General features: G+C 62.5%; 30 protein-coding genes. 19 read left to right on the top strand and 11 right to left on the bottom strand.

What is annotated here, in order from left to right:
- Nucleotides 1-73: 73 nt before the first annotated feature.
- Nucleotides 74-859 carry a TSUP family transporter gene (locus FHX03_RS19945; protein WP_097625804.1) on the bottom strand — a complete coding sequence of 262 codons (786 nt, stop codon included), beginning with the start codon at nucleotides 857-859 and terminating at the stop codon, nucleotides 74-76.
- 147 nt (nucleotides 860-1,006) lie between these two features.
- Between FHX03_RS19945 and FHX03_RS19940 the strand changes: the two genes are divergently transcribed.
- From FHX03_RS19940 to FHX03_RS19905, 8 genes are all read left to right on the top strand, one after another.
- Entirely contained in the window at nucleotides 1,007-1,426 is a 420-nt protein-coding gene (locus FHX03_RS19940; protein WP_183779388.1) for a cobalamin biosynthesis protein, read from the top strand.
- A 69-nt stretch (nucleotides 1,427-1,495) separates the two neighbouring features.
- The gene (locus FHX03_RS19935) at nucleotides 1,496-2,446 is read left to right on the top strand and encodes a nucleoside hydrolase (RefSeq protein ID WP_183855092.1); all 951 of its coding nucleotides are present in this window, start codon (nucleotides 1,496-1,498) and stop codon (nucleotides 2,444-2,446) included.
- Nucleotides 2,447-2,636: 190 nt separating this feature from the next.
- Nucleotides 2,637-3,476 carry a uroporphyrinogen-III C-methyltransferase gene (gene cobA / locus FHX03_RS19930; protein WP_183855090.1) on the top strand — a complete coding sequence of 280 codons (840 nt, stop codon included), beginning with the start codon at nucleotides 2,637-2,639 and terminating at the stop codon, nucleotides 3,474-3,476.
- Nucleotides 3,473-4,780: a cobyrinate a,c-diamide synthase gene (locus tag FHX03_RS19925; protein ID WP_183855088.1), complete on the top strand. Its 1,308-nt coding sequence runs from the start codon at nucleotides 3,473-3,475 to the stop codon at nucleotides 4,778-4,780. Before cobA ends, FHX03_RS19925 begins: the two co-directional genes overlap by 4 nt.
- Nucleotides 4,777-5,820, top strand: a complete 1,044-nt coding sequence (gene cobD, locus FHX03_RS19920; RefSeq protein ID WP_183855086.1) for a threonine-phosphate decarboxylase CobD — start codon at nucleotides 4,777-4,779, stop codon at nucleotides 5,818-5,820. Before FHX03_RS19925 ends, cobD begins: the two co-directional genes overlap by 4 nt.
- Nucleotides 5,817-6,797, top strand: coding sequence for an adenosylcobinamide-phosphate synthase CbiB (gene cbiB, locus FHX03_RS19915; RefSeq protein WP_183779378.1), 981 nt, complete (start codon nucleotides 5,817-5,819; stop codon nucleotides 6,795-6,797). The genes cobD and cbiB overlap by 4 nt, the downstream gene beginning before the upstream one ends.
- Nucleotides 6,798-6,890: 93 nt before the next feature.
- Nucleotides 6,891-7,091, top strand: coding sequence for a hypothetical protein (locus tag FHX03_RS19910; protein WP_183855084.1), 201 nt, complete (start codon nucleotides 6,891-6,893; stop codon nucleotides 7,089-7,091).
- A gap of 130 nt (nucleotides 7,092-7,221) precedes the next feature.
- The gene (locus tag FHX03_RS19905; protein WP_097625797.1) at nucleotides 7,222-7,650 is read left to right on the top strand and encodes a L,D-transpeptidase; all 429 of its coding nucleotides are present in this window, start codon (nucleotides 7,222-7,224) and stop codon (nucleotides 7,648-7,650) included.
- Here FHX03_RS19905 and FHX03_RS19900 read toward each other — a convergent pair.
- Complete coding sequence (locus tag FHX03_RS19900; protein WP_183779376.1) at nucleotides 7,640-8,362, bottom strand: Crp/Fnr family transcriptional regulator; 723 nt, start codon at nucleotides 8,360-8,362, stop codon at nucleotides 7,640-7,642. The two genes, FHX03_RS19905 and FHX03_RS19900, sit on opposite strands and share 11 nt — an antisense overlap.
- A gap of 426 nt (nucleotides 8,363-8,788) precedes the next feature.
- On the opposite strand from FHX03_RS19900, the gene FHX03_RS19895 reads away from it, so the two are divergent.
- The 7 genes from FHX03_RS19895 to FHX03_RS19865 all read left to right on the top strand — a co-directional run bounded on the left by FHX03_RS19895 (nucleotide 8,789) and on the right by FHX03_RS19865 (nucleotide 15,301).
- A complete protein-coding gene (locus FHX03_RS19895; RefSeq protein WP_003540486.1) occupies nucleotides 8,789-9,067 on the top strand; it encodes an acyl carrier protein in 279 nt (92 codons plus the stop codon).
- Between the two features lie 116 nt (nucleotides 9,068-9,183).
- Complete coding sequence (locus FHX03_RS19890; protein ID WP_097625795.1) at nucleotides 9,184-9,666, top strand: 3-hydroxyacyl-ACP dehydratase FabZ family protein; 483 nt, start codon at nucleotides 9,184-9,186, stop codon at nucleotides 9,664-9,666.
- On the top strand, nucleotides 9,663-10,868 hold the full coding sequence (locus FHX03_RS19885) for a beta-ketoacyl-ACP synthase (protein WP_183779374.1): 1,206 nt from the start codon (nucleotides 9,663-9,665) through the stop codon (nucleotides 10,866-10,868). Before FHX03_RS19890 ends, FHX03_RS19885 begins: the two co-directional genes overlap by 4 nt.
- Before the next feature lie 12 nt (nucleotides 10,869-10,880).
- Nucleotides 10,881-12,167: a beta-ketoacyl-ACP synthase gene (locus FHX03_RS19880; protein ID WP_012557954.1), complete on the top strand. Its 1,287-nt coding sequence runs from the start codon at nucleotides 10,881-10,883 to the stop codon at nucleotides 12,165-12,167.
- Between the two features lie 158 nt (nucleotides 12,168-12,325).
- Nucleotides 12,326-13,354 carry a zinc-binding dehydrogenase gene (locus FHX03_RS19875; protein ID WP_097625793.1) on the top strand — a complete coding sequence of 343 codons (1,029 nt, stop codon included), beginning with the start codon at nucleotides 12,326-12,328 and terminating at the stop codon, nucleotides 13,352-13,354.
- Nucleotides 13,355-13,361: 7 nt separating this feature from the next.
- Nucleotides 13,362-14,297, top strand: a complete 936-nt coding sequence (locus tag FHX03_RS19870) for a lipid A biosynthesis lauroyl acyltransferase (RefSeq protein ID WP_097625792.1) — start codon at nucleotides 13,362-13,364, stop codon at nucleotides 14,295-14,297.
- Between the two features lie 287 nt (nucleotides 14,298-14,584).
- The gene (locus FHX03_RS19865; protein WP_183855082.1) at nucleotides 14,585-15,301 is read left to right on the top strand and encodes a PAS domain-containing protein; all 717 of its coding nucleotides are present in this window, start codon (nucleotides 14,585-14,587) and stop codon (nucleotides 15,299-15,301) included.
- Between the two features lie 31 nt (nucleotides 15,302-15,332).
- On the opposite strand, the gene FHX03_RS19860 is transcribed toward FHX03_RS19865, so the two are convergent.
- From FHX03_RS19860 to FHX03_RS19850, 3 genes are all read right to left on the bottom strand, one after another.
- The gene (locus FHX03_RS19860; RefSeq protein WP_003594033.1) at nucleotides 15,333-15,692 is read right to left on the bottom strand and encodes a VOC family protein; all 360 of its coding nucleotides are present in this window, start codon (nucleotides 15,690-15,692) and stop codon (nucleotides 15,333-15,335) included.
- Nucleotides 15,693-16,091, bottom strand: a complete 399-nt coding sequence (locus FHX03_RS19855; RefSeq protein WP_097625791.1) for a polyketide cyclase — start codon at nucleotides 16,089-16,091, stop codon at nucleotides 15,693-15,695.
- Nucleotides 16,092-16,161: 70 nt separating this feature from the next.
- On the bottom strand, nucleotides 16,162-16,953 hold the full coding sequence (locus FHX03_RS19850; RefSeq protein ID WP_183779369.1) for a helix-turn-helix domain-containing protein: 792 nt from the start codon (nucleotides 16,951-16,953) through the stop codon (nucleotides 16,162-16,164).
- A 204-nt stretch (nucleotides 16,954-17,157) separates the two neighbouring features.
- On the opposite strand from FHX03_RS19850, the gene gndA reads away from it, so the two are divergent.
- A complete protein-coding gene (gene gndA, locus FHX03_RS19845; RefSeq protein WP_179610373.1) occupies nucleotides 17,158-18,609 on the top strand; it encodes an NADP-dependent phosphogluconate dehydrogenase in 1,452 nt (483 codons plus the stop codon).
- A 169-nt stretch (nucleotides 18,610-18,778) separates the two neighbouring features.
- Here gndA and FHX03_RS19840 read toward each other — a convergent pair whose 3' ends face one another.
- Nucleotides 18,779-19,156, bottom strand: coding sequence for a VOC family protein (locus FHX03_RS19840; protein ID WP_183779367.1), 378 nt, complete (start codon nucleotides 19,154-19,156; stop codon nucleotides 18,779-18,781).
- A 236-nt stretch (nucleotides 19,157-19,392) separates the two neighbouring features.
- Between FHX03_RS19840 and FHX03_RS19835 the strand changes: the two genes are divergently transcribed.
- The 3 genes from FHX03_RS19835 (at nucleotide 19,393) to FHX03_RS19825 (ending at nucleotide 21,112) form a co-directional block, all read left to right on the top strand.
- Entirely contained in the window at nucleotides 19,393-19,887 is a 495-nt protein-coding gene (locus FHX03_RS19835) for a GNAT family N-acetyltransferase (protein WP_183779365.1), read from the top strand.
- Between the two features lie 22 nt (nucleotides 19,888-19,909).
- Nucleotides 19,910-20,401: a GNAT family N-acetyltransferase gene (locus tag FHX03_RS19830; protein ID WP_183779363.1), complete on the top strand. Its 492-nt coding sequence runs from the start codon at nucleotides 19,910-19,912 to the stop codon at nucleotides 20,399-20,401.
- 93 nt (nucleotides 20,402-20,494) lie between these two features.
- Nucleotides 20,495-21,112 carry a class I SAM-dependent methyltransferase gene (locus FHX03_RS19825; protein ID WP_183779361.1) on the top strand — a complete coding sequence of 206 codons (618 nt, stop codon included), beginning with the start codon at nucleotides 20,495-20,497 and terminating at the stop codon, nucleotides 21,110-21,112.
- A gap of 17 nt (nucleotides 21,113-21,129) precedes the next feature.
- Here the strand turns inward: FHX03_RS19825 and FHX03_RS19820 are convergent, their stop codons facing one another.
- From FHX03_RS19820 to FHX03_RS19800, 5 genes are all read right to left on the bottom strand, one after another.
- A complete protein-coding gene (locus tag FHX03_RS19820; protein WP_183855080.1) occupies nucleotides 21,130-21,663 on the bottom strand; it encodes an AAA family ATPase in 534 nt (177 codons plus the stop codon).
- Between the two features lie 3 nt (nucleotides 21,664-21,666).
- The gene (locus FHX03_RS19815) at nucleotides 21,667-22,743 is read right to left on the bottom strand and encodes a D-alanine--D-alanine ligase family protein (RefSeq protein ID WP_183855078.1); all 1,077 of its coding nucleotides are present in this window, start codon (nucleotides 22,741-22,743) and stop codon (nucleotides 21,667-21,669) included.
- A gap of 33 nt (nucleotides 22,744-22,776) precedes the next feature.
- Nucleotides 22,777-23,391: a C39 family peptidase gene (locus tag FHX03_RS19810; RefSeq protein ID WP_183855076.1), complete on the bottom strand. Its 615-nt coding sequence runs from the start codon at nucleotides 23,389-23,391 to the stop codon at nucleotides 22,777-22,779.
- A gap of 174 nt (nucleotides 23,392-23,565) precedes the next feature.
- The gene (locus FHX03_RS19805; RefSeq protein WP_183855371.1) at nucleotides 23,566-24,189 is read right to left on the bottom strand and encodes an RNA ligase family protein; all 624 of its coding nucleotides are present in this window, start codon (nucleotides 24,187-24,189) and stop codon (nucleotides 23,566-23,568) included.
- A 147-nt stretch (nucleotides 24,190-24,336) separates the two neighbouring features.
- On the bottom strand, nucleotides 24,337-25,377 hold the full coding sequence (locus tag FHX03_RS19800; RefSeq protein WP_183855074.1) for a LacI family transcriptional regulator: 1,041 nt from the start codon (nucleotides 25,375-25,377) through the stop codon (nucleotides 24,337-24,339).
- Nucleotides 25,378-25,678 lie beyond the last annotated feature (301 nt).

Here is a 25,678-nt window from a genome sequence, read left to right as displayed (position 1 = left end):
AGCGCGATCATGCGGGAAGGCGATGCGGCCTATCAATTACGTCAGAGGTAATGGAGGCGGTCAAATATTTAGGCTAAACGCCGAGCCAGACGCGCAGCGGATTTGCCGGATCGGCGAGCAGTTTGACTGCAAGGGCGACGCAGACGATGACGAGCAGCGGCTTGATGAGCTTTGCGCCGATACGCATGGCGAGCCGCGAACCGAGCTGCGCGCCGAGGAATTGGCAGACGCCCATCAACAGGCCGATCTTCCACAGTATTGCGCCGAAACTTGCGAAGACGATCAGCGCGCCGAAATTCGAGCCGAGATTGAGAAGCTTGGTGTGCGCCGTCGCCTTCAACACGCCGAAGCCGGCGAGGGTGACGAAGGCGAGCATGAAGAAGGAACCGGTGCCGGGGCCGAAGACACCGTCATAGAAGCCGATAGCCGGGACCAGTGTGAGGCCGAAGGCGAAGGGCGTGATGCGGCGATGGGTATCGACGTCGTTGAGGTTCGGTTTGACGGCAAAGAAGATCGCGATCGACAGCAGCAACACCGGCATGATCGCCTGCAGCACTTGTCCGGGCACGATCGTGGCAAGAGCGGCGCCGAGCGCCCCGCCCATGACCGCCATCAGCGCCATCGGCAATTGTTCGCGAAGCTGCACGTGGCCCTTGCGGGCATAAGCGAGCGTTGCCGAGGCGGCGCCGAAGATCGACTGCACCTTGTTGGTGCCGAGCGTCTGCAGCGGCGGAATGCCGGCAATCAGCATGGCGGGAACGCTGATGAGACCGCCGCCGCCGGCGATCGAATCGACGAAACCGGCAAAGAAGGCAGCCGCGCAGAGCAGCAGAAGCAGATGAGGAGCAATGTCAGGCAAGACGGTATTCCGGAAGAGCTTTCGGGTGGCTTTGTTGCATTTCCGATCCCAAGCTGCAATGGCTGCCAGAGCATGATGCGACAAGCAGGAGCGGTTTTCCAACGGCATCATCTTCTGAGACACGGCAGAGCGCATTCGACGGCTTCCATGAGTGATATTTTCTTCGATACGGCACGGCGCCACGTGCTCGGGCTCGGCTGCGAGCGCGGGACGCCCTATGCGGAAGTTCTGGCGCTGGCCATTACGGCGCTGGATGCGGCCGGTATCGGCGGGCCGGAGCTTGCTGCTATCGCTTCCATCGACAGCCGCAGGCAGGAGGCGGCAATCCTAGCCGTTGCCGAGCATTTTTCCGTGCCGGCGTTGTTCTTCGATGCGCCGCGGCTGGAAGCGGAAACGCCGCGGCTCAAAAATCCCTCCGAGATCGTCTTTGCCCGCGTCGGCTGTCACGGCGTGGCGGAATCGGCGGCACTTGCGGCCATTGGCCCGGATGCGGAGCTCTTGCTCGGCAAAATCAAATCCGCGCATGCGACGGCGGCGATTGCCCGCATCGGGTTGCAGAAAGACTGACGGGCGTTATGTTGGCGACAATTCGCAGCGCCGTCCGGCAGCTCGCGGTTTGCACATAAAGGATATTCCATGCACAAGGTCATTTATGACACGGATCCGGGCGTCGACGACGCCATGGCGCTTCTTTTCCTGCACCGCCATCCCGAAATCGATCTGATCGGTATCACCACCGTTTTCGGCAATGCCTCGGTCGAGACGACAACGCGCAATGCGCTTTTCCTCAAGCGCGAATGGAATATCGCAGCGCCGGTTGCCAAGGGCGCCAGCGTCACCATCGATCCCTCGCGCGCCGAGCGGGAATGGCCGGCGATGGTGCATGGCGACAACGGCCTCGGCGATATCGAGGTGCCGGAAAAGATTGATGTGGCACTCGATCCGCGTCCGGCGCATCGCTTCATCATCGACACCGTCCGCGCCAACCCAGGGGAAGTGCGCCTCGTCGCTGTCGGCCGGATGACCAATCTGGCGCGGGCGCTGAAGGAAGACCCGGAGATTGCGGGCTTGGTCAAGGACGTCGTCATCATGGGCGGCAATTTCTATGTGCCGGGCAATGTCTCGCCGGTCGCCGAGGCCAATATCCACGGCGATCCCGAAGCGGCCGACATCGTCATGACCGCGCCCTGGAAGGTCGCTGTCATCGGCCTCGACGTCACCTCGATCACCACGATGAGCCGGAGCTATCTCGGCGAGATGGCTGCCAAGGGCGACGAGGCTGTAAAGCTGCTCGACACACTGTCGCAGTCCTATATCGATTTCTACAAGCATGCGGTCGAAGACGGCATGATGGTGCATGACAGCTGCGCTGCGGTCTATGTCGTGGCGCCGGAATTGTTCTCGTCGATATCGGGTGCGGTGCGCGTCGTGTGCGGCGGCATTGCCGACGGCCAGACAATCATCAAGCCGGACGGTCGCCGTTTCCCGCCGGGCGACTGGGATGGCCTGCCGAGCCAGATCGTCTGCACCGGTATCGAATCGGAGAAAGTCATCGACCTTATCCGCAAGGCGCTGCTTCGCGTTTGAGCGACTGGGAGGCCGGCTGCATCGCGGCCGGCTTTTGCGATCATATGATAATATATTCATATTGTTATTCGGATTTTCGGAGAATTCGAATCCGCTTTCTCGTAAAGTGAGTCATGGTCATCTCAGCAACTTCAAGTGAGGCGGGGCAGGCGGCGTTGACCTTGCTCCTCGCTGGGCCTAGATCAACAAAATGTTGAATAGCCAACTCTCTCATCTTCCGGCGCTGGAGCCGGGCAGCGTCTGGCTCGTCGGGGCCGGCCCCGGTGATCCCGGGCTGTTGACGCTGCTGGCTGCCAAGGGACTTTCCGAGGCTGATGTCATCGTGCACGACGCGCTCGTCAACGAGGAATGCCTGGCGCTGGCGCGGCAGCAGGCGGTGGTGGAATTTGCGGGAAAACGCGGCGGCAAGCCTTCGGCGAAACAGCGCGACATCTCGCTACGGCTGGTTGAGCTGGCGCGGGCCGGCAAGCGAGTGCTGCGGCTAAAAGGCGGGGACCCCTTCGTCTTCGGCCGTGGCGGCGAGGAGGCGCTGACGCTGGTCGAGCACAACATCCCCTTCCGCATCGTGCCCGGCATCACCGCCGGCATCGGTGGGCTTGCCTATGCCGGCATTCCGGTGACACATCGCGACATCAACCATGCCGTCACCTTCCTCACCGGCCATGATTCCTCCGGCATCGTGCCCGACAGGATCAACTGGGAGGCGATCGGCCGGGGTTCACCTGTCATCGTCATGTATATGGCGATGAAACATATTGCCGAGATCAGCGCCCGGTTGATCGCCGCCGGCCGGCCGCCGTCCGAACCCGTTGCCTTCGTCTGCAACGCCGCCACCGGCCGGCAGCAGGTGCTGGAAACGACGCTTGGCGACGCGCACGAGACAGTCGCCGCCTCCGGGCTCGAGCCGCCGGCGGTGGTCGTCGTCGGCGAGGTGGTGCGGCTCAGAGCCTCGCTCGACTGGCTCGGCGCCCTGGCGGGCCGGCGCCTGCAATCCGATCCATTTCGCCGGTCCGGCAAGGTGCTGACATGAGCGGCCTCCTGATCGCAGCCCCTTCCTCCGGCGCCGGCAAGACGACGGTGACGCTCGGGCTGCTGAGGGCGCTGCGCCGACGCGGCGTTGCGGTGGCACCCGGCAAGGCCGGGCCGGATTACATCGATCCCGCTTTCCATGCGGCGGCAAACGGCACGCCTTGCCTGAATTTCGATCCCTGGGCGATGCGCCCGGAACTGATCTCGGCCAATTCAGCCCTTCACCGCTCCGGCGGCCGCATCCTCGTCATCGAGGCGATGATGGGACTTTTCGACGGAGCGGCCGACGGAAAGGGGACGGCGGCCGATCTTGCCGCCCAGCTCGGCCTCTCCGTGGTGCTGGTCGTCGATGCCTCGCGCATGTCGCAATCGGTGGCGCCGCTGGTATCAGGATTCGCCGGCTTTCGCGCCGATGTCCGCGTTGCCGGCGTCATCCTCAACAAGGTCGGCAGCGAACGGCATGAGGCGATGCTGCGCCACGCGCTCGAAGCGATCCGCATGCCTGTTGTCGCCGTGATCGCCAGCGACAAGACGCTTGCCTTGCCGGAGCGCCATCTCGGCCTCGTCCAGGCCGGTGAACATGCGACGCTTGAGAATTTCATCGACCATGCGGCGGACGCCGTTTCCGAGGAATGCAATTTCGAATTCCTGCTGCGCATCGCAAGGCAGGGGCTCAATCGGCCGTCTGCCGCCAATATCGATCGGCTGATGCCGATCGGCGCCCGCATCGCCGTGGCGCGCGATGTCGCCTTCGCCTTTTCTTACGAGCATATGCTGCTGGGGTGGCGCCGCCGCGGGGCCGATATTTCCTTCTTCTCGCCGCTCGCCGACGAGGCGCCGGCCGGCAACGCCGATGCGATCTATCTGCCGGGCGGTTATCCCGAGCTGCATGCGGGACGGCTCTCCCAAGCGCAGAATTTCCGCGCCGGCATGCTCGATGCGGCGGCGCGCGGCATCAGGATCTACGGCGAGTGCGGCGGCTACATGGTGCTCGGCGATGGGCTGATCGATGCCGAGGGCAAACGCCATGAAATGCTCGGCCTGCTGCCTGTTGTCACCAGCTATGCCGAGCGCCGTCGTCATCTCGGCTATCGCCGTGTGACGCCGCTCGACGGCGCCTTCTTCGCGCGGACGATGACGGCGCATGAATTCCACTATTCCAGCGTTGTTTCCGAGGGCGAGGGAAAGCGGCTGTTTGCCGCACAGGACGCTTTGGGAACCGATCTTGGTGCTGTCGGGCTCCGGCGCGGCCAGGTAGCTGGCTCCTACATGCATCTGATCGATCTTGCGAGAGCGGCCGCGTGAGCGCGCCGATCGCCCACGGCGGCGGCATTACCGCCGCAGCCGCTGCTTTCGGCGGCAGGCCGGAAGACTGGCTCGACCTTTCCACCGGCATCAACCCCTGTCCCGTCGCCCTGCCTGACATCCCGGCAATGGCCTGGCACCGTCTGCCGGACAGGCATCTCGTCGACGAGGCAAGATTTGCGGCGCGCGATCATTATGGCAGCGGAGCGATTCTGCCGCTGCCGGTGCCCGGGACGCAATCCGTGATCCAGCTCCTGCCGCGCTTGCTTCGACAGGGAGGCCGGGGCGCCGCGACGGACGACAGGGTCGCCGTGACGGACAATAGGATTGCCGTGGTGTCGCCGACTTACGGCGAATATGCGCGCGCCTTCGGCTCGGCCGGTTTTGTCGTCGATGCGGTCGATGATATTGCTGCGATCGGCGGTGAACACAGCCTTGCGGTCGTCGTCAATCCGAACAATCCGGACGGCAGGGTCTGGTCGGCCGAAACGCTGATTGCCCTGCACGACAGGATGAAGGCGGCAGGCGGGATTCTCGTCGTCGACGAGGCCTTCGGTGATGCCGATCCGGCGCGGAGCCTTGCAGCCCACGCGCAAGAGCTCTCCAACCTGATCATTTTCCGCTCCTTCGGGAAGTTTTTCGGGCTTGCCGGCCTGCGGCTCGGTTTTGCAATCGCGCGCGAGGATATTCTGGCTCGTATCGAGGACTGGCTTGGCCCTTGGGCGGTCTCCGGCCCGGCGCTGTCGCTGGCCGCCTCGCTGTTTCGCTCCGACGTCTCCGCGATCCGCCACTCTCTCGATAAACGTAGCGCCGCGCTGCAGGCGACGCTGACTTCGGCCGGGTTGAGGATCAGGGGAGGAACGGCATTGTTCACCCTTGCCGCCGATAGCAGGGCGAGCGACATTTACACGCATCTTTGCCGGCATCATATTCTCGTCCGCAAGTTCGATTATGCGCCGGATTGGCTGCGGTTCGGCTTGACGCCCGATCCGGCGGCGGACAGGCGGCTTGGCGAAGCCCTTCAGGGATTTGAGCGATGACGATCGACGAAAACCTTCTTGTGCTGCTTCTGGCGCTGCTGCTCGACCGGATCGCCGGCGATCCGCAGTGGCTGTGGTCACGCGTGCCGCATCCCGTCGTCATGTTCGGCGCGGCGATTTCCTATGCCGACCAGCAGCTCAATCCCTCAAGCCTTACGGGCTCCCAGCGCCGGATGAACGGCGTCGCGGCAATCCTGGCGCTGCTGCTGCTGTCGATCGCCGCGGGCTTCGTGTTCGATCGGTTCTTCGCGCTCTTCGGCCTTGCCGGCCTCGTGCTGGAGGCCGGTCTGGTGGCGATTTTCCTGGCGCAGAAGAGCCTTGCCGATCATGTCGCGGCCGTCGCGACCGCCTTGCGCGGCGAAGGGCTCGCCGGCGGCCGGAACGCTGTCTCCCGCATCGTCGGCCGCGATCCCGAAACGCTCGACGAGCCGGCCGTCTGCCGCGCGGCGATCGAAAGCCTTGCGGAAAATTTCTCCGACGGCGTCGTGGCGCCGGCCCTATGCTATGCCATCTTCGGCCTCCCGGGCCTGCTTGCCTATAAGATGCTGAACACGGCCGATTCGATGATCGGCCACAGATCGGAAAAATACATCGATTTCGGCTGGGCCGCTGCCCGGCTCGACGATATCGTCAACTGGCCGGCCGCGCGGCTCTCCATCCTGCTGATCGCCGCCGGGGCCTGGATCAGGCGCGGCATGAACCCCTGCCGCGAGGCGATCCGCGTGGCGATGCGCGACGGCGGCCTGCACCGCTCGCCGAATTCCGGCAGGCCGGAGGCGGCCATGGCCGGCGCCCTGAATGTCCAGCTCGCCGGACCGCGCATCTATGGCGGTGTCGTCGTGACGGAGCCGATGATCAACAACCCGGGGCGGGACGTCGCCACCGCCGCGGACATTGAAGACGGCGTGTCGGTGTTCTATGCCAGCTGCATGGTGCTCACCGGTCTGATCTTCGGGTTGTTTCTGTGTTTTCTGTAGGGCGCCACGCAGCGCGTCCACGCCCCGGTGGACAGCTCCGCCGCAAAGGTTTATGCGAAGCGCCTCATATCTCATCAGACCGGAAGCAGAGCGATGACAGTTCAGGTTGAATTACCGTGCCCGAAGTGCAAGAGCACCAAGATGAAGTTCGAGCGGCCCGAAATCCGGGAGACCGATATCATTACCTGTGCCGCCTGCGGTCACAATCTCGGCGCGATGGCCTCTATCCGCGAGAAGATGAACAAGGCCTATCAGCGCGTCAGCCGGCCTGCGGCCGGGCGCAAGCTCCAGTAGGTGAGTTGCTCACGGCTTAAGCGTGTTAAAATTGTGATTACCATTCGGATTAAAGCAATATAGAAAGTATTGGCTTAGTCTCTCTGTCGTGAGGGCGCAATAAACTGCGCGGGTGCGAAGAGGGGCTATCATGAAGACGATCTTGGCGGCTGCGGCCGCAAGTTTATTGCTGCAGTTTTTTCCCGTTGCCGCCGAGGCAGCAATGCTGGTTGCCAATATCAGCATCGGCAAGCAGACGATGACCGTCACCGAGAACGGCTTCGTCAAGTATCGCTGGAAGGTTTCGACCGCACGCAACGGCTACGTCACGCCCACCGGTTCGTGGAGCGCCAAGTGGCTGTCGCGCGATCATCGTTCCCGGAAATACGACAATGCGCCGATGCCCTACGCTGTGTTCTTCAACGGCGGTTACGCCGTTCACGCCACTTTCGACCTGAAGCGCCTGGGCCGGCCGGCCTCGCATGGCTGCGTCCGCCTGCATCCCGACAATGCGGCCGAGTTCTTCTCGCTGGCGCGTCAGGCCGGCCTTGCCAATACCCGTGTGGTGATTACGCGCTGATTTTCTTTTCCAGCTCATCCATGCCGGGGACGACGATATGCCGGATGTTCTCGATGCGGATGACTCCCTCTTTGCGCAGCCGGGTCAACTGGCGGCTGACGGTTTCGATCGTCAGCCCGAGAAAATCGGCGATCTCGGCGCGCGATAGCGGCAGATCGAAGGCGGTGCTGGTGGCCGTTTGCGGCTCGGCATGCGTGGCGATGAGGTGGAGCAGGCTTGCGACCTTCTCCTCGGCGGTGCGCCGGCCGAGCGTCAGCATCCATTCGCGCGCGGCATCCAGCTCCTTCAGTGCCTGATCGTGGAGGCTGCGCTGCAATTCCCTAGTCTCTGATATCATGCGGTCGAGCAAGTTGCGGGGGAAGACGCAGATTTCGGCATCGGTCGCAGCCTCGGCCGACAGCGTGCTCTCGCGCACGAAAGGCCTGCCGACGAAATCTGGGGCGAATTGCAGGCCGACGATCTGCTGGCGACCGTCCGGCATCACCTTGCAGAGCTTCACCACCCCGCGCATGATGTTCGAATAGAAAGAGCTTTCCGACCCTTGAGCGACGATCTCAGAGCCCGCATCGACCTTGCGGCGCAGCGAATGGCGGCCGAGCTCTCGCAACTGGCTGCTCGACAAGGCGCCACAGACGACGCCGTGCCGGGCCTGGCAGGAACGGCAAGCGACGGGCGTGCCGGCCTCGGAAACCTTACTGCGTGCGACGTCCATTTCCTGATCCCTTCGAAATCCGGATGCACCCGGCATGCCCGGGCATGGCTGGCTCTTCCGAGACGATTACGCCGCGATTGCGAGTTGGTTCGGCTAGCCCGATTTCTTCCCGCGTCGCTTGATGATTATCAAATTTTCGGGCTTGCGATTTGATCCAGATCAAGTGTCCGGGCTTGCGGCTCCGGCCGGGGGCGCTTGCTTCGAGGCGAGGCCGTACGCGGCTTTGATTCGGATGCTTGTTGCGCCGTCGGCGCAGGGGCTGCAGCGGCATCGCCCCGCCTCGGGTGACGGGAACGGCCTGCATTCCATTGCTGTTTAGGCAACACCCGGCCGGCAAATTGCCGCAACGCCGGGACGAAAGCATTGGCTTTTGAAATGGATTTGCCTATGAGGAGGTTTAAATCGTCATTTCATGAGGTACAGCGCGTGACCGCTACATTCGATAAAGTTGCCGACATTATTGCAGAAACCAGCGAGATCGACCGCGCGACGATCACGCCGGAGAGCCATACGATCGACGACCTCGGTATCGACAGCCTCGATTTCCTCGACATCGTCTTTGCGATCGACAAGGAATTCGGCATCAAGATTCCGCTCGAAAAGTGGACGCAGGAAGTCAACGAGGGCAAGGTTTCCACCGAAGAATATTTCGTGCTGAAGAACCTCTGCGCCAAAATCGACGAGCTCAAAGCAGCCAAGGCCTGAGGACATAACCGTCTTTTTTTGAGCGTCCTGCCGCCTGACTATGGCGGCTGGGCGGTTTCGTTCCTAACTAGGCGTCACCGGCGGGCGGATCTGGCCTGTCGGGCCGGAGGATCCGAATGCTGCTGGAATATTTCCAGATGATTGACCGCGTCGAAGCGGTGGACCTGAAAAAGGGCACGCTGAACGCGCGATCCGTCGTGCCGGCCAAGAGCCCTGTCTTCGAGGGTCATTTTCCCGGCATGCCGCTCGTTCCCGGTGTGCTGTTGATCGAGACCATGGCGCAGGCCTCCGGCATGCTGGTGCTTGCCGTCACCAACTTCGCCGCCATGCCTTTCCTGATGTCAGTCGACGGCGCCAAGATGCGCACGTTCGTCGAGCCGGAAGCCGTGCTCGACATCGAGGCGGTGCTTGAGCACGACGGTTCGGGTTTCGCGGTTACCAAGGCTAAAATCACCAGCGCCGGCAAGAAGGTCTGTGATGCGCAGCTGAAGCTTCGCACCATGCCGTTTTCCGAAGTGCCGCTCGGCGATATCGTCAAAAAACGTGCCGGCGAGATCGGGCTTCTCGAAGCGATCGCGGCGCAGGGAGTGGTTGGATGAGCAAGGCTGCAAACGACGTCGTCATCTCAGGCATCGGCATCGTCACCTGTCAGGGCGTCGGTAAGGATGCGCATATCGCGCTGCTTTCGGCGGCAAGCGCGCCGAAGGCGATCGTCGAGACTGAGAAGTTCAAGCCCTATCCGGTGCATCCGCTGCCCGAAATCGACTGGTCGCAGCAGATCGCCAAGCGTGGCGACCAGCGCCAGATGGAGAACTGGCAGCGCATCGGCGTCTTCGCCGCAGGCTTGGCACTCGACGATGCCGGCTTCAAAGACAATCTCGAGGCCTGTGGCACGATGGACATGATCGTAGCGGCCGGCGGCGGCGAGCGCGACATCAATGTCGATACGCTGATTGTCGACGAGGCGCTGAAGCGCAACGACCGCGAATTGCTGCTGAACGAGAAGCTGACGACAGAGCTCAGGCCGACGCTGTTCCTCGCCCAGCTTTCCAACCTGCTCGCCGGCAACATCTCGATCGTGCATAAGGTCACCGGCTCGTCGCGTACCTTCATGGGCGAGGAAGCGGCAGGGATTTCAGCCGTCGAGACCGCCTTCTATCGCATCAAATCAGGCGAATCCTCGCATGCGCTGGTCGGCGGCGCCTTCGCAGCGGAGCGGCCGGATATGATCCTGCTCACCGAAGCGATCGGCGCCCATGCGCGCGGCGACTGGGTGCCGCTCTGGTCGCGCAAATCAAGCGACGGCGGCGGCATGATCACTGGTTCGGCCGGCGCCTTCCTGGTGCTGGAATCGCGCCAGCATGCGGAAGCGCGCGGCGCGCATATCTATGCTGTCATCGATGCGGTCGAGGGCGACCGCGGCAACCGCAATGCCGGCAATCTCGAGGTCCGGCTGGAGCGGCTTTTAGCACCCGCCACCGGGCTTGCCGCCGAAAGCACGGCGATCTTTTCCGGCTCGACCGGCATGCACGATCTTGCCGCTCGCGAGCGGGCAGTGCTCGAACATCAATTGCCCGGTGTTGCGATCCGTGGCTTTGGCGGCGTCACCGGCCATACGATCGAGACGCAGTTCACGCTGGGTCTGGCGCTTGCAGCGCTTGCCGTCGACGGCAAGGCCAAGGTTCCGGCCTTCGATGCTGGCCATGAGGCGCCGATGCGGGCAGGCGCCACCGCCGCCGTCGTGACCGCGGTCGGACACCAGCGCGGCGAGGGCGTTGCCGTCCTTTCCGCAAATGCGTGAGGAGTGAAAGATATGACAGCTTCCGCTTACAGGGATCACCTCGGCCGTCCGATCGTGGCCGTGACCGGCATGGGTATCATCACCTCGCTCGGTCAAGGCCTCAGCGACAACTGGGCAGCGCTTTCGTCAGGCACCTCGGGCATCCACGAGATCAACCGTTTCCCGACCGAAGGATTGTCGACGCGGATCGCCGGCACCGTCGATTTCATCGGCATCCCGGCCCCGAATGCCGTCGAGCGCTCCTACGCCTTCGCCCGCGAAACGACGATCGAGGCGCTTGCCGATGCCGGCCTTTCCGGCGATTTCAATGGCCCGCTTTTCCTCGCCGCTCCGCCGATCGAGCCGGAATGGAGCGCCCGTTTCGAGCTTGCCGACCGTTCGCCGGCCTCCGAGCATCCTGGTGATGCTTATGAACGTTTCCTGACGGCGTTGCGTCAACGGCCAGATCCGGCCTTCCATGAGGCGGCCCTGTTTGGCGCCATTTCGGAGCGGCTTGCCGACCGCTTCGGCACGCGCGGCCTTCCGGTCACGCTGTCGACGGCCTGCGCCTCCGGCGTCACGGCGATCCAGCTCGGCATCGAGGCGATCCGCCAGGGCCGCACCGATCGCGCCCTGACGGTTGCAACCGACGGCTCTCTCAGCGCCGAAGCGCTGATCCGCTTCTCGCTGCTGTCGGCCCTTTCGACGCAGAACGATCCGCCGACCAAGGCATCCAAGCCGTTCAGCAAGGATCGCGACGGTTTCGTCATCGCCGAAGGTGCGGCGACGCTGGTGCTGGAATCGCTGGAAGCGGCGGTTGCCCGCGGCGCCAAGGTGCTCGGCATCATGAAGGGCGCCGGCGACAAGGCCGACAGCTTCCACCGCACCCGCTCCTCGCCGGACGGCGGCCCGGCGATCGCGACGATCCGCGCGGCCCTTGCCGATGCCGGCATCGACGAAAGCGGCATCGGCTACATCAACGCGCACGGCACCTCGACGCCGGAGAACGACAAGATGGAATATGGGGCGATGTCGGCCGTCTTCGGCGAGCGGCTCGTCGGCATTCCGGTTTCCTCGAACAAGTCGATGATCGGCCATACGTTGACGGCGGCGGGCGCCGTCGAGGCGGTGTTCTCGCTGCAGACGATGCTGACAGGGACGCTGCCGCCGACGATCAACTACACCAATCCCGATCCGTCGATCGTTCTCGATGTCGTGCCGAACAAAAAGCGGGAAGCGCAGGTTTCCGCCGTGCTTTCCAACTCCTTCGGCTTCGGCGGGCAGAATGCCAGCCTTGTCATGGCGCTCGAACCGGCTTAAGCGGTTCCCGACACATTTTTTGAGATGAGATGAAGCCTACAGCATCGGCCCGAAAATCGGGCGATTTTCGGAAAGCCTGATGCGTAGATTTAAAGAGTTAGAGCGTCCTTTGTGCGTCCGAACGGACGCACGGCGTTCTAACGGCGAGGGATTTTGCCATGCGCGCTTTGCAACTGATCGATGACCGCAAGCTTGAGATCACCGACCTGCCGGAACCGGATGCGCCTGCCGCCGGTGAGGTGACGCTGCGCGTCAAGGCGGTGGCGCTCAACCATATCGACGTCTGGGGCTGGCGCGGCATGGCATTCGCCAAGCGCAAGATGCCGCTGGTCATCGGTGCGGAGGCTTCCGGCGTCGTGGAAGCGATCGGCCCGGGTGTCGCCAACGTGCTGCCGGGACAGCTCGTTTCCATCTACGGTGCGCGCACCTGCGGCCTCTGCCGCCCCTGCCGCGAAGGCCGCGACAATCTCTGCGAACATGTCTCCGGCGTGCACGGCTTCCATCTCGACGGCTTTGCGCAGGAGAAGGTCAACCTTCCCGCGCGGCTGCTGGTGCCGGCTCCTCCCGGCGTCGACGCGATCGGCGCGGCACTCGCTCCCGTCACCTTCGGCACGGTCGAGCACATGCTGTTCGACAATGCCAAGCTTGAACCTGGCGAAACGATCCTCGTCCATGCCGGCGGCTCCGGCATCGGCACGGCAGCGATCCAGCTTGCCAAGAAAATCGGCTGCACCGTCATCACCACGGTCGGTTCGGACGACAAGATCGAAAAGGCCAAGGCGCTCGGTGCCGATCATGTCATCAACTACCGCACGGACCGCTTCGAGGGCGTGGTGCGCAAGCTCACCAAGAAGAAGGGCGTCGACGTCGTCTTCGAACATGTCGGCAAGGATACCTGGGCGGGTTCGATGCTCTGCATGAAGCGCGGCGGGCGGCTCGTCACCTGCGGCTCTACCTCGGGTGTTTCCACGGATATGAACCTGATGATGCTGTTCCAGCAGCAGCTGAAGCTTTTCGGCTCCTTCGGCTGCCGCATGGAGAACATGGCGGATGCGATGCAGAAGATGGGCCGTGGACTCGTCCATCCCGTCATCGATACCGAGGTCAGCTTCAGCGATATCGATCGGGCGCTGGAGCGGATGGAATCGCGCCAGATCTTCGGCAAGATCATTCTGAAAATGGATTGAGCCCCAAGTGAAGCTCCTCATCACCCGGATCGTTCTGGCGCTCAGGCACTTCCAGCAATGGCTGGTGGCGCAGGTGATGTTCGGCTTTCTGAATGTGCTGAAGCTGTTTCCGGCTGATGGCGCGATTCGCTTCGCCGACAGGATGACGCGCCGACTCGGCCAGCGGACGCGCCGCCACAAGCTGATGCTCGTCAATCTGCGCAACGCCTTCCCTGAGAAAAGCCAAGCTGAGATCGAAGAGATCGCGCTCGCAAGCTGGGGCAATATGGGCCGGCTGGCGGCCGAATACGTCTTCCTCGACCAGCTGTTCGACTATGATCCCGCAAATGCCGAGCCGGGCAGGGTGGAGGTGTCGGGCATCCCGATCTTTCTCGATCTGCGCGACAATCCGCGCCCCTTCATCGTCTTTACCGGCCATACCGCCAATTTCGAGCTGCTGCCGGTGGCCGGTGCCGCCTTCGGGCTTCATGTGACCGTGTTGTTTCGGCCGCCGAACAATCCCTATGTCGCCAAGAAGGTCTTCGATTTCAGGAGCGCGCGGATGGGCAAGCTGGTGCCGTCGCATGCCGGCTCCTCCTTCGCGCTCGCCCGTCAGCTGGAAGTCGGCCAAGGCGTGGGCGTGCTCGTCGACCAGAAATTTGGCAAGGGGCTGAAGGGCACCTTCTTCGGGCGCGACGTCAAGACCAATCCGCTGCTGCCGAAGCTGGTGCGCCAGTTCGACTGCGAGGTCTATCCGGCGCGCTGCATCCGGCTGCCAGGCAACCGCTATCGGCTGGAAATCGAGCCGCGGCTGGAAATGCCCCGCGACGCCAAAGGCAATCTCGACCTGCCGGCTGCCGCGCAGCTGCTCAACGACAAGGTGGAAAGCTGGGTTCGGGAATATCCGGAACAGTGGCTCTGGTATCACGACCGCTGGCAGATCAAGCAGACGCTCAGCTCCTAAAGCGCGACGCGATCTATCGGATTCGCTCTCGCGCGTCAGTTCTTTGTTTTGGTGCATGTCGTTATCTGCAAAACCGCGACACGCTTTTGCGCGACATGCTTTCAGAATATCCACCCCCAATTATCAGCGGTGAAAAGCGGCAATGGTCTCGGATTGAAACTGAGTGCATTTTTATGTTACCCGTCACTACCAAGACGCGAATAATGTCTACCGAAGGGCGCATTTTTCGAAATGTGCAGCCATAATAGGTCTCGGACCGTCTCTTGGGCCAATGGGAGTTGGGCGTCTTGCTGGAGCTTTTTCGAGCTTTTTCCTTGCGTTGCACGCAGATAGAGGAAGCCATACGCCTGGGTGATGATCAGCGCGTCACGGCGCTCGACGGCCATGTCGAGCCGCTGGTCGAGGCAATCCTCGCCCATCAAGCGGTCAATCTGCTCGAAGTCTACATGCAGCTGCAGTTTGTGACTCATCTCATCGGCCAAGACGCCGACGACAGCGCCAGCGTCACCGAGCACACGACGGTGCTTTCCTACCTGCTTGACCGCTATTTCGGCACGCATGGCCCGGACTGGCGCGTGCCGTCGCCGCAGGACGTGCGCATCGAGCCACCGCCGGCCTATGTGCCTGATACCGACAATGGTCAGTTTCTCAATTCGGCAATCCTCGAAAGCCTACCGGACCGGGTGGTGGTGCTGACCAGGGACTATCGCTTCCTCTATTCCAATCCAGCCAACTGCGCCTATCTCAACAAGAAGCCGATGGAACTCATCGGCCGCCATCTTTCCGAATTCATCGGAGAGGAGCTGTTTGCCGCGTGCGCCAAATACAAGCTCGACGACTGCTTTGCCGGTGAGCAGATCGACTACGCCTATGAGTGTCCGAACGGTAGCGGCGGACCGGGGCAAGTGCGCTGTCGCATGTCGCCGCTACGCGATGTCGGCGGTACGGTGATTGGCGCGCTGCTCGTCATGGAGGATATCGAGCCACAGCAGCCAACTGGCTGATCAATAGCTGGCCGCGACTAGCCAGGCACCTTCAGGCAGTCGCCCAGACGGCGAGTTCATATCCGTCGCGGTCGAGGAAATGGAAGCGGCGGCCTCCGGGAAAATCGGTGATCGGCCGGACGATGGTGCCGCCGGCTCTCTCGACCGACGTCAGCACCTCTTCGAGATCCCTGGCGTAGACGACAACCAGCGGGCCACCCGGTCGAACGGGGCCGAAATCGGTGAAGCCGCCCTTCAGCCGGCCATCGTCGAATTCGCAGTAATTGGGGCCGTAATCGGTGAAACGCCAGCCGAAGGCCGAGCCGTAAAAGGCTTTGGCGGCGGCGATGTCGGCAACGTTGAATTCGACATAATCGATGCGGCGATCGTGGTTTTCTGACTTCTCGGACATCTATCTCTCCATCAGGGCTTTCAGCATGGCGAGATCCTTCTCGACATGGGCGGCATCGGCTGAGAACTGCGCATCGGTCATGCCGGGCAGGCGCAACAGCGTGAACATGACCTCGCAGCCGTCGCCGTTCGGCACGATGCGCAGCGCATTATAGACCCGGAGACCAGATTCGATCGTCACCGTGTGGTCGATCACGCCGAATTCATTGGTCTGCACGAAGCTCACTTTAACGGTGCCAAGCGCGCCATGGGCAATCCAGTCAGCGCCGTTCGGCTCGAGGCCGCTCGCAAGGCCAGAGGCCCAGAGCGGCATGTTCTCCGGCTTGCCGGCGAAATCATAGACGTCGCGCCAGTCGCGCTCGATTGATTGGTGGATGATTTTCGCGGGCATCGTCGACATGGCTTGCAGGTCCTCGATATTGGGTCTTGCTGTCATAACAGGCCGATCCGCGGCGTCTTGAACAAAACGGTCAGCCCGGCCTTTTCGGCATGCTGAGTTGGCCAAGAATGGCGCTAGGTGTCAGGCCCGAGAGCTCGCCGACCTCGCGCGTCATGTGAGCCTGGTCGGCAAAGCCCGCTTCGAGTGCAAGATGGGCAAGCGGTATCGTGCCTGTCCTGCGGCAGAGGTCGAGGAAACGCTGGAACCGACGGATCCGTTCCAGCGTCTTGGCGCCATAGCCGAAATGGTGGTGACAGCGGCGGCGCAGCTGCCTTTCGCTCATGTCGAGCCGGCCGAGCAGCCCGGACGCCGGGCGGCGGCCGTCGGCAGCGGCGAAGATCACGGCGGCATCCTCAGCGGGTTCGTCCGCATCGCGCACGGCCTCTTCGAGCAGGCGGCCGAATAGCGCCATGGCATCGGCTGGATCGGGGCAATCGCCAAGCCGTGCCTCGAATTCGGCCGCGTGCTCCCAGCCGATGTCGGCAAGCGGCACCGAACAGCCGACCAGCGCCGAGAGCGGCGTCTTCAGCCAGGGTGCCGCGGCGCCCGGCGCAAAACGTGCGCCGATGACCGTGGTGCCCGGCCGGAGAGTGGGAAAGGCCGCCGTCCTGTCGGGCCCGGCGACTGCCAGCCGGCCATCGATCCAGAGGAGGTCGCAATAGCCGTCCGGCACGATCGCCACCTTTGCCGGCGGTCCGTCATGGAGCGCATGCGACCAGAACCGGTTGAAATGGCGTCGCAGCGCCGGCGGCGGCGCATATTCGCGGTAGCGGCCGGCACGGGCAGCGAGCAGCGCCGTATCTTTTCGTCTTTCCGGTGCCAAGACAGTATCTCCCGAAACGCCGATGATACCATCAGATAGGGCATCAAGGGCAGGTCGTGCGAAAACTTGGTTGCCGATGAGCCGGCGCAAGTGGTTGTCGGACAAGTCGGGATATTGCAAGCGTCATTTCATTGCTTTTGCGAACCGATTAGACCCTTGCGAGACTTGCCGTTTGACCGAGACAGTGCCACAACACCGGTCCAAATGACACATCGGAGGTTTGTCGTGGAAAAGGCAGAAATCGGACTGATCGGTCTTGCGGTCATGGGCTCCAACCTGGCGCTCAACATCGCGGAGAAAGGCAATAAAATTGCGGTCTTCAACCGTACGCCTGAGAAAACCGACGAATTCTACGAAAGCGCCGGCGATCTGAAAAAGCAGATTATTCCCTGCAAGACGATCGAAGAGTTCGTCGATGCAATCCGGCCGCCGCGCCCGATCATCATCATGATCAAGGCGGGGGATGCCGTCGATCAGCAGATGGAGGCGTTGCGCCCGCATCTGTCCAAGGGCGACATCATGATCGATGCCGGCAACGCCAATTTCCGCGATACCGTCGCGCGCTTCGACCGCCTCAAGGACACTGATCTCACCTTCATCGGCATGGGTGTTTCCGGTGGCGAAGAAGGTGCGCGCCATGGCCCGTCGATCATGGTCGGCGGCACGGAAGACTCCTGGAAGCGCGTCGAGAAGGTGCTGACCTCGATTGCCGCCCGCTACAATGACGAACCCTGCGTCGCCTGGCTTGGCAATGACGGCGCCGGTCATTTCGTCAAGACCATCCATAACGGCATCGAATATGCCGACATGCAGATGATCGCCGAAATCTACGGCATCCTGCGCGACGGCCTCGGCAAGAGTGCCTCCGACATCTCCGGCATCTTCGGGGAATGGAACAAGGGCCGGCTGAACTCCTACCTGATCGAGATTTCCGAGAAGGTGCTTGCGGCGACCGATCCGGTTTCCGGCGGCCCGATGGTCGACATGATCCTCGACAAGGCCGGCCAGAAGGGCACCGGCAAATGGTCGGCGATCGAAGCGCAGAACATGGGCATTCCGGCAACGGCAATCGAAGCCGCGGTCGCCGCCCGCAGCCTCTCCTCGATGAAGTCGCAGCGCGAAGCGGCGGAAAAGATCTTCGGCACGCAGGCCGTTTCTTTCCCGATCGCTTACGGTCCCGAGCTGAACAAGGATCTGGAACTGGCGCTCTTTGCCGCCAAGATCGGCGCCTATGCGCAGGGCTTCGCGGTGATGGCGGAAGCCTCGCGTGAGTTCAACTGGTCGCTGCCGATGCCGACCATTGCCAGGATCTGGCGCGCCGGCTGCATCATCCGCTCGCAGTTCCTCGATGAGATCACCTCGGCCTTCACCAAGGCCCCGGACGCTGCGAACCTGATCGTCACGCCGGCCTTCTCAGACATGGTCAAGGAATCGATCCCGGCGCTGCGCCGCGTCGTCGCGGCCGCCATCTCGGCCGGCCTGCCGGTGCCGGCGCTGACCTCGGCGCTCACCTATTTCGACGCCTACCGCCAGGGCAGGGGCACGGCAAACCTCATCCAGGCGCAGCGCGATTTCTTCGGCGCCCACGGCTTCGATCGCCTGGACGGCAAGGATTTCCACCACGGCCCCTGGGGCAGCGGTGCGGCGAGCTTCTAAGGTTTGCCGAGAAGAGATCGAGGAAGAGTCCGGCCGTTGCGTCGGGCTTTTTCACAGCCCACAGCCGCCCGGCACCAGTCTTGATCCGGCGTTCGCCGCGGAATTCCGGTGTTTTCCAGCGCTGGATGGGGCTGTATCCGCATTCCCCATCCAGTGCCCATCGGCCCGGCTAGATCGGTTGACCGACGTCGATGCGGTTGCCGTCGGGATCTTCGAACACAAAGGCCCGCAATCCGTAGTCCTTGTCCTGAAGGCTTTTGATGATCCTCAGCCCATATTGTCGGCAAAGCGCATGCAGTGCGTCGACATCGTCCACGATCAAATGCGCGACATTGAAGTCCGCAGCCTTGTGGTTCGGCTGCAAGGTGAGATGCAGCTCGCCCTGATCGCGCTTCAGGATCATAAAGCCGACAGGATTTCCGTTCTCGAATATTTTCTTGAAGCCGAGGACATTGGCGTAAAAGTCGTAGGCCTTGGTCATGTCCTTGACTGGCAGCATGGCGGCAATTCGTCCGAAACGAACACCGTGATCGGCGATATCATTCATCGCAGAACCTCTGATTGCGAAGACGCACACAGCCTCCGGACGGTGCCGGCAGAGATGTTACGCTCCGATGTTTCGATCAGCAGGACGGTGCCCACGGGCCTTAGTTTATATCCTCGGATAATCTCCGGCGGAAGAGGGCAACGGATTCCCGCAGGATTCTCTCGGATCTACGACATTTCGTTTCAATGGGGTAAGACACTGCTTGCGCGAGACAACACGCCTGGGAATTGACAAAGATGCTCATCCGAATCGAGACGCCTGATGATATCGACGCGATCCATGATCTGACATCGATTGCTTTTGAGCCGATGGCTTACAGCGACGGCACGGAAGCGGCGATCATTGGGAGGCTTCGCGCCAGCGGCGATCTGACGGTGTCGCTGGTTGCCGAAGAGGACGGCGAGATTCTCGGGCATGTCGCGTTTTCGCCGGTAACGATCGACGGCATCGATGCGGGTTGGTTCGGGCTCGGCCCGATCTCGGTCAAGCCGGACAGGCAGCGGCAGGGCATCGGCAAGGCGCTGATCGCCAGCGGGCTGGAATTGCTGGAGCAGATGGGTGCCAGCGGATGCGCGCTGATCGGCAATCCCGACGTCTATCGCGGCGCGGGCTTCAGCAGCGACGGGAGACTCAGCTATCACGATCTCGATACGCGGCTCGTCCAACACATTGTCCTCCACGGGCCGGCGCCGAGCGGTACGCTTCGGTTCGCTCCGGCGTTCGAAAGCTAGATGTTCAACAGAAGGCGATGACATGTCCGGAACCGGCGCGATCACTCTCCGAACCGAGCGGCCAATTCTCCGGAAACCCGAGATCGATGATTTCGAAGCCTATGCGCGGCTGATGGCTTCGCCGCGGTCGGCCGGAATGGGCGGCCCGTTCGATCTCAGGGCCGCGTGGGGGATGTTCTGCCACGACGTGGCGCTCTGGCAGCTTTTCGGGCATGGGGCTTTGATGATCGCGCTTGCCGAGAGCGGCGAATGCGTCGGTCAGGTGGGGATCAATCATGGGCCGCTCTTTCCGGAAAAGGAACTGGGGTGGTTCGTCTATGAGGGCCATGAGGGCAGGGGTTATGCGACCGAGGCGGCCCTGGCGCTGCGGGACTGGGCCTTTTCGCTGGTAAGCTATATCGCTCCCGGCAATGCCGCATCCGTTGCCGTTGCGGAGCGGCTTGGGGCGCGTCTCGATCCCGCAGCGCCCCGAACCGTTCCTGCCGATCTTGTCTATCGTCACTCGGCCTCGTGAGATCAAGTTCGCAGGCGTAAGGCGGTTGACGGACGTCTCAATCCTTACATCTTGATAGGTCAGGATCGGGCTCTGCAAGAGATGGGCTGCCGGATGACGGACGCGAAGCGTGAACATTGGGACGAGGTCTATCGCACGAAAGCGGCCGACAGCGTCAGCTGGTATCAGCAGACGCCCGGGCCTTCGTTGCATGTGCTCGATGAGCTGCAACTGCCGGCCTCGGCTTCGCTGATCGATGTGGGGGGCGGGGCATCGAGCCTTGTCGACCGTCTCGTCGAGCGCGGCTGGTCCGATCTCACCGTGCTCGATATAGCCGCGCCGGCGCTCGACGTCGCCAAGGCGCGGCTCGGGGACGAAGCCGTTCGAATCACCTGGTTGGTTGCCGACGTCACCGCATGGAAACCTGACCGCCGGTACGATGTATGGCACGACCGGGCCGTTTTTCACTTCCTGACCGATCCCGGGCGGCGGCTGGCCTATCGCCATGCGCTCGAAACCGGTACGGAGCTGGGAAGCATCATGATCATCGCGACCTTCGCGCCGGACGGGCCGGAGCGGTGCAGCGGTCTGCCGGTCCAGCGTTACGACGCGGCAGCGCTTGCGACCGAATTTTCGTCCGCCTTCGCGCTCGAACGCGAGTGGCGTGAGGAGCACACGACACCCGGCGGCGGCCGGCAGTCGTTTCAGTGGTGTGTCTTTCGCCGGCGCTGAGAAAGCGGACGGAGCGGTTACTTTGCTTCAAAGCGATCGAGGATGAAATCCGCCCGTTCAGCAACCGCGATTTTCGGCAGCGTGACGACGTCGTAGCCAAGCGTTGGGTAAATCGCGGCAAGCCGGCTATATTCTGCGACCGCCTCGTCAAAGCCGTGGCGGCGCTCGGGGTCGGTGAGATAGATTTCCGGCCATGGCGGGGTGATAAAGACCCTGGTGTTATGGCGGTGGAAAGCGCTCAATTTTTCCAGGATCGGTTCTCCGGTCAGGTGCTGAAGCGCCGACGCGGCATCGATCAGCCCACGATCGAAAAAGGTCCAGCCGGCCTGCCCGCGCGCCGCCGCGTGGTCGGCCGCCGCCATCTCGATCGCGCGGCGGGCGAAGGCCGCGATGTCGATCCAGGGCAGGGCCGCGCCGTCGCCTTCGAGCTCCTGCTTGACGATCCGTCGGCCAGGCTCTTCGACGATCGCATGACCGCGACGGCCGAGTTCAGCAAGCAGGGTCGACTTTCCGCCGCCGGAACATCCGGAAATGAGCACCAACCTGTTCATGATTTAGCCGGCCCGGCCCGCGCGCGCCATGCCATGTTCCACCAGCCGGTCGATGACTTCGGCATAGCTGATGCCGCTTGCCGCCATCGCCTTGGAATACATGCTGATATCGGTGAAGCCGGGGATGGTGTTGAGCTCATTGATGACGAAGCGCATGTCCGAGGTCAGGAAGAAATCGACGCGCGCCATCCCATCGCAGCCAACGGCCCGGAAGGCTTCTGCCGCTGCGTCGCGCATGGCGGCTTCGACCTCGGCCGGCAGCTCGGCCGGCACCTTCAGCGCCGCGCCGTTCTCGTCGATATATTTGGCATCGTAATTGTAGAAGCCGTGGCTTTCCGCCGGGACGATCTCGCCGGGGCGTGAAACGAAAAGCTTTCCAGCCGCATCCTCCAGCACGCTGAATTCGATCTCGCGGCCGGTAATAAACTCCTCGGCGAGCAGGGTGCGATCGTGGCGGAAGGCTTCGGCAAGAGCGCCTGCGAATTCCTGGCTGGCATGAACCTTGGCGACGCCGATCGACGATCCCTGGCGCGCCGGCTTGATGAACAGCGGCAGGCCGAGTTCGTCCTCGAGCGCTGCGAGCGACGGGGTCGTCCCTTCATGGATCGTCACGGCGCGGGCGACCGGTAGGCCGGCCGCCCTGAGCAGCCGCTTGGCGATCTCTTTATCGAGCGCTGCGGCCGAGCCGAGGATGCCGCAGCCTGCAAGCGGCACACGCGCCACCTGCGCCACCCCCTGTACCGATCCGTCTTCGCCATGGAGGCCGTGCAGCACGGGAAACAGCATGTCGATCGCCGCCAACTCATGCGGTGCGCCATTAGCAGGGATCGCCATTACCCGGCCGCAGCCGCCCGGCACGAGGCAGATTTCCGTGCCCGATGAAGGTGTCGCCAAGGCGCCGTCCACGAAGCTGCTCGTGAGCCACCGCCCCTCGCGGGTGATGAAAATAGGAAAGGCGTCATACTTCTCCGGCTTGAGCGCACCCATGACGTTGGCTGCTGAGAGCACGGACACCTCGTGCTCGGCCGAGCGGCCGCCGAAAAGCACGGCGATGCGCAGCCTGTTGGGGGAAGGGGTCATGTAAGCCTCCGGAAGGGTCAGGTTTTGAAAGGGTCAGGCGTCGACAGATATGCCGCGATTGGCGAAGAAACGGTCGAAGACGGCAAGCGGCAGCGTCACATCAGCCTGGCTTGCCTCGTCATGGCCGGACGGGTTGTGGAAGCGGATCGCCTCGTCGCTCGCCGCCGTCACCAGCACCAGATGGCCGCCCTTCGATGGCGGCTGGCGCTCCGGCCAGCGGATGCCCGAATGCACAGAGGCGATGAAGAAGCGCCGTTTCGATTGAAGCTCTGGAATGGCCGATGTCTCGACGCCTGTCATCGTCTCCGCATTCAGTGCGAATCGGTCGGCGGCGAAGCGGACGAAGGGGGCGTAGATCAGCCCCTTGATCGAGGCATCGATCTCGTTGACGACATAACCGCCATATCTAGTGCAGGCCCGGGCAAGCTCGAGGGTCGGATGGATCTCACCGCGGGCGGCCAGAATCATCTTCAAACAGGCCATGCCGCAGACATTGACCGCCCAGCGCGCATATTCCTCGATCGTCGCGGCGCCGGAATGGCGCCAGAGCGGATCGCCGCGCAAGGCCTGCGACCCGTGGGCAAGCACCTGCAGCGTCATGCCGGGTGTTTCCCATTGGCTGAAATAGGGCACGCTGCTTTCTTGCATTCCGTCGATCTCCCCGTGGCTGGTTGCGAGATGGCTGGCAATCTTGGCTTTTTTCGAGGCGAGGGACGCAACCCGAAGATCGCGGCGGTGCTGGGGCAACCGGCAAGGACTGCGCGGCCGGATTTGACGGAGGATTGGTATGGATTTCATGGCGGCTTGCGCCATTTGTGGGCGTCACGAATTTGCCAGCCGATTGGGGATGAGTTCCGACTGCATCCAGTGCGTTTCACTTTGAACGTGATTTGCCCGCACATATTTGCCCATGCGAACCGACATGTCGGCTTCTGGGAACGCATCAGCGGTCCGGACGACAAATCCCTCCTGCCTGGTTCTATTCAGGGAGGCCGCAGTCTGCTCAAACAGGCCGGCTTCATATGGTCCGCGATACAGGGTCGGCACAGGAACGATGCCCAATTCTTCGAACCGGGCCAGCGTCAGATCCCAGGACTGTACTTCGTCATGGACAATCCATGCGAAGCCGAGAAAGAAGGACGGCAGATCATCATAACCGACGGAGTGCCGGGCGTAGAGATTTTCGCCGATCACGCGCTCGCCATCAGCCAGTTGCGGCTGTATCCCGGCGGAAAAAGCCTTTAGCCAATCGCGCGACGGATGGTAACGGCTATCGGGACTGCGGGCATGAGACCCGCCACGATGAATGGTCGTGTTCTCGCCATCCATCTTCTCGGTGATGATGAGATCACCGATCATCAGCCCGTCAAGCGTCGCCATGACCTTGTCGTCGCTTGTCGCTCCCGGTGAAATCGGTAGGTGATAGGTTCGTCCGTATTTCTTCATGGTGATGAGGACATAGCGGTTGGCGATCGCACAATGCAAGATCGCTTTTGGCGCCAGCCGTTGCCGGCAGATCCTACCGGGAAATAACGGGTGAAACATGCCGAGGCCGGCGGCTGTCACTCGCTAGGATTCCGACCGGCCGACCGCTTACTTCCCGCCCTCCGGCCAGATCGGCTGGCTGATGCTCTGCAGCAGTTCCGGTTCGACGCCGTCGATGCGGGCGATGACGGCTTTGGCCATTTCGCGGCCGGCCTGACGCACGTCTTCCTGGACGGTGATGATCTCGGGGCGGATCCAGTTGAGGATCGGCACCGATTGCTTCGATACCATGTCGAGATCGCGGCCGAGCGCCTTGCCGGCGGCCTCGATGCCGGCGTTGACGGCGATCGCCGCGCTGCCGGCCGAACAGACGATGCCGTCAGGGGCATGGGGTGAGCGCATCATCACCTCGACGACGTCGCGGATGTCGGCGAGTGGCGCATCGCTGTTGATGCGCAGCGGCACTTCCTCGGCGCCGTAATCATGCAGGCCGGTCTGAAAGCCGATGCGGATATGGGCGTAATAGGTGAGCTTGCTCGGCGGCTGCAGCAGGGCGATGCGCCGCCGGCCGCGTTTGACGAGCCGTTCCACCGCCTGGTGGGCGAAGGCTTCGTTGTTGAAGTCATGGAAAGGATGTGTGAGACCGGCGTCGGTGCGCCCATGGGTGGCGAAGGGCATGCCGCGCTCGGTCAGCAGCCGCACGCGCGGATCGTCCGGCTCGATGCGCGAGATGATCACGCCATCGGCCGAGCCGGTATCGAGGATATAGCGCACCGGCAGCATCGGATCCTTGCTGTGGGAGTGCGGCGTAACGACGATATGATAGGGCGTGCCGGACAGGACCTCGGAGATGCCGAAGACCATCTGGCTCGAAAAGCCCATGATCTCCTCGTCGATGCTGAGGACCAGGGCAATGACGTTGGTCTTGCCGGTGCGCAGGCGTACGCCGGCCCTGTTTGGCTGGTAACCGAGCTGGCGGGCGACCATGCGCACCCGCTCTTTGGTTTCCGCCCCGATGTCGGGCGCATCCTTCAGGGCGCGTGACACTGTCGTCACGCCGAGCCCGGTCATGAAGGCGATCGTCTTCAACGTCGGGCGTTCGCGCGCCGCTGGCGATGCTGCTTGCCCGAAATTTCCCTTGTTTTCCATCCCTGCAGGCCTGCCTCGCGCGAATTGGTGTCGCTTATAGAGGCTTTTTCAGGCGCCGTAAGCCCGCCGCCTGCCGAAATCGCGCCTCCCTAAGAAGCGCAATCTGTAACGATACAGTTGAAATGTCGAGGATTTTTTCCTGTGTGCATTGCGGCATTGTGTGCATAGGTTGAACCCACGGCTCATGCCCTGATTTTTTGCACTTGCGAAATGGATGCGGCGGAATTTAATACAACTATTCAGAATTTACTGTGTATTTTCAATTTTTTAAATTGAAAGTGCATGTGCGAGATCGTTCGCC

Source organism: Rhizobium sp. BK456, assembly GCF_014194045.1.
Classification (GTDB): domain Bacteria; phylum Pseudomonadota; class Alphaproteobacteria; order Rhizobiales; family Rhizobiaceae; genus Rhizobium; species Rhizobium redzepovicii.
Note: the sequence above shows the minus strand (reverse complement) of the source record. Positions and strands in the feature narration are given on the sequence as shown.

Bases quoted from the DNA above. Each gene is read 5' to 3' on its own strand.
- FHX03_RS19940 (WP_183779388.1), top strand. From the start codon at position 1,007: ATGAGTGATATTTTCTTCGATACGGCACGGCGCCACGTGCTCGGGCTC.
- FHX03_RS19935 (WP_183855092.1), top strand. From the start codon at position 1,496: ATGCACAAGGTCATTTATGACACGGATCCGGGCGTCGACGACGCCATG.
- cobA (WP_183855090.1), top strand. From the start codon at position 2,637: ATGTTGAATAGCCAACTCTCTCATCTTCCGGCGCTGGAGCCGGGCAGC.
- FHX03_RS19925 (WP_183855088.1), top strand. From the start codon at position 3,473: ATGAGCGGCCTCCTGATCGCAGCCCCTTCCTCCGGCGCCGGCAAGACG.
- cbiB (WP_183779378.1), top strand. From the start codon at position 5,817: ATGACGATCGACGAAAACCTTCTTGTGCTGCTTCTGGCGCTGCTGCTC.
- FHX03_RS19910 (WP_183855084.1), top strand. From the start codon at position 6,891: ATGACAGTTCAGGTTGAATTACCGTGCCCGAAGTGCAAGAGCACCAAG.
- FHX03_RS19905 (WP_097625797.1), top strand. From the start codon at position 7,222: ATGAAGACGATCTTGGCGGCTGCGGCCGCAAGTTTATTGCTGCAGTTT.
- FHX03_RS19900 (WP_183779376.1), bottom strand. From the start codon at position 8,362: ATGGACGTCGCACGCAGTAAGGTTTCCGAGGCCGGCACGCCCGTCGCT.
- FHX03_RS19890 (WP_097625795.1), top strand. From the start codon at position 9,184: ATGCTGCTGGAATATTTCCAGATGATTGACCGCGTCGAAGCGGTGGAC.
- FHX03_RS19885 (WP_183779374.1), top strand. From the start codon at position 9,663: ATGAGCAAGGCTGCAAACGACGTCGTCATCTCAGGCATCGGCATCGTC.
- FHX03_RS19880 (WP_012557954.1), top strand. From the start codon at position 10,881: ATGACAGCTTCCGCTTACAGGGATCACCTCGGCCGTCCGATCGTGGCC.
- FHX03_RS19875 (WP_097625793.1), top strand. From the start codon at position 12,326: ATGCGCGCTTTGCAACTGATCGATGACCGCAAGCTTGAGATCACCGAC.
- FHX03_RS19860 (WP_003594033.1), bottom strand. From the start codon at position 15,692: ATGTCCGAGAAGTCAGAAAACCACGATCGCCGCATCGATTATGTCGAA.
- FHX03_RS19855 (WP_097625791.1), bottom strand. From the start codon at position 16,091: ATGTCGACGATGCCCGCGAAAATCATCCACCAATCAATCGAGCGCGAC.
- gndA (WP_179610373.1), top strand. From the start codon at position 17,158: ATGACACATCGGAGGTTTGTCGTGGAAAAGGCAGAAATCGGACTGATC.
- FHX03_RS19840 (WP_183779367.1), bottom strand. From the start codon at position 19,156: ATGAATGATATCGCCGATCACGGTGTTCGTTTCGGACGAATTGCCGCC.
- FHX03_RS19835 (WP_183779365.1), top strand. From the start codon at position 19,393: ATGCTCATCCGAATCGAGACGCCTGATGATATCGACGCGATCCATGAT.
- FHX03_RS19830 (WP_183779363.1), top strand. From the start codon at position 19,910: ATGTCCGGAACCGGCGCGATCACTCTCCGAACCGAGCGGCCAATTCTC.
- FHX03_RS19825 (WP_183779361.1), top strand. From the start codon at position 20,495: ATGACGGACGCGAAGCGTGAACATTGGGACGAGGTCTATCGCACGAAA.
- FHX03_RS19820 (WP_183855080.1), bottom strand. From the start codon at position 21,663: ATGAACAGGTTGGTGCTCATTTCCGGATGTTCCGGCGGCGGAAAGTCG.
- FHX03_RS19815 (WP_183855078.1), bottom strand. From the start codon at position 22,743: ATGACCCCTTCCCCCAACAGGCTGCGCATCGCCGTGCTTTTCGGCGGC.
- FHX03_RS19810 (WP_183855076.1), bottom strand. From the start codon at position 23,391: ATGCAAGAAAGCAGCGTGCCCTATTTCAGCCAATGGGAAACACCCGGC.
- FHX03_RS19805 (WP_183855371.1), bottom strand. From the start codon at position 24,189: ATGAAGAAATACGGACGAACCTATCACCTACCGATTTCACCGGGAGCG.
- FHX03_RS19800 (WP_183855074.1), bottom strand. From the start codon at position 25,377: ATGGAAAACAAGGGAAATTTCGGGCAAGCAGCATCGCCAGCGGCGCGC.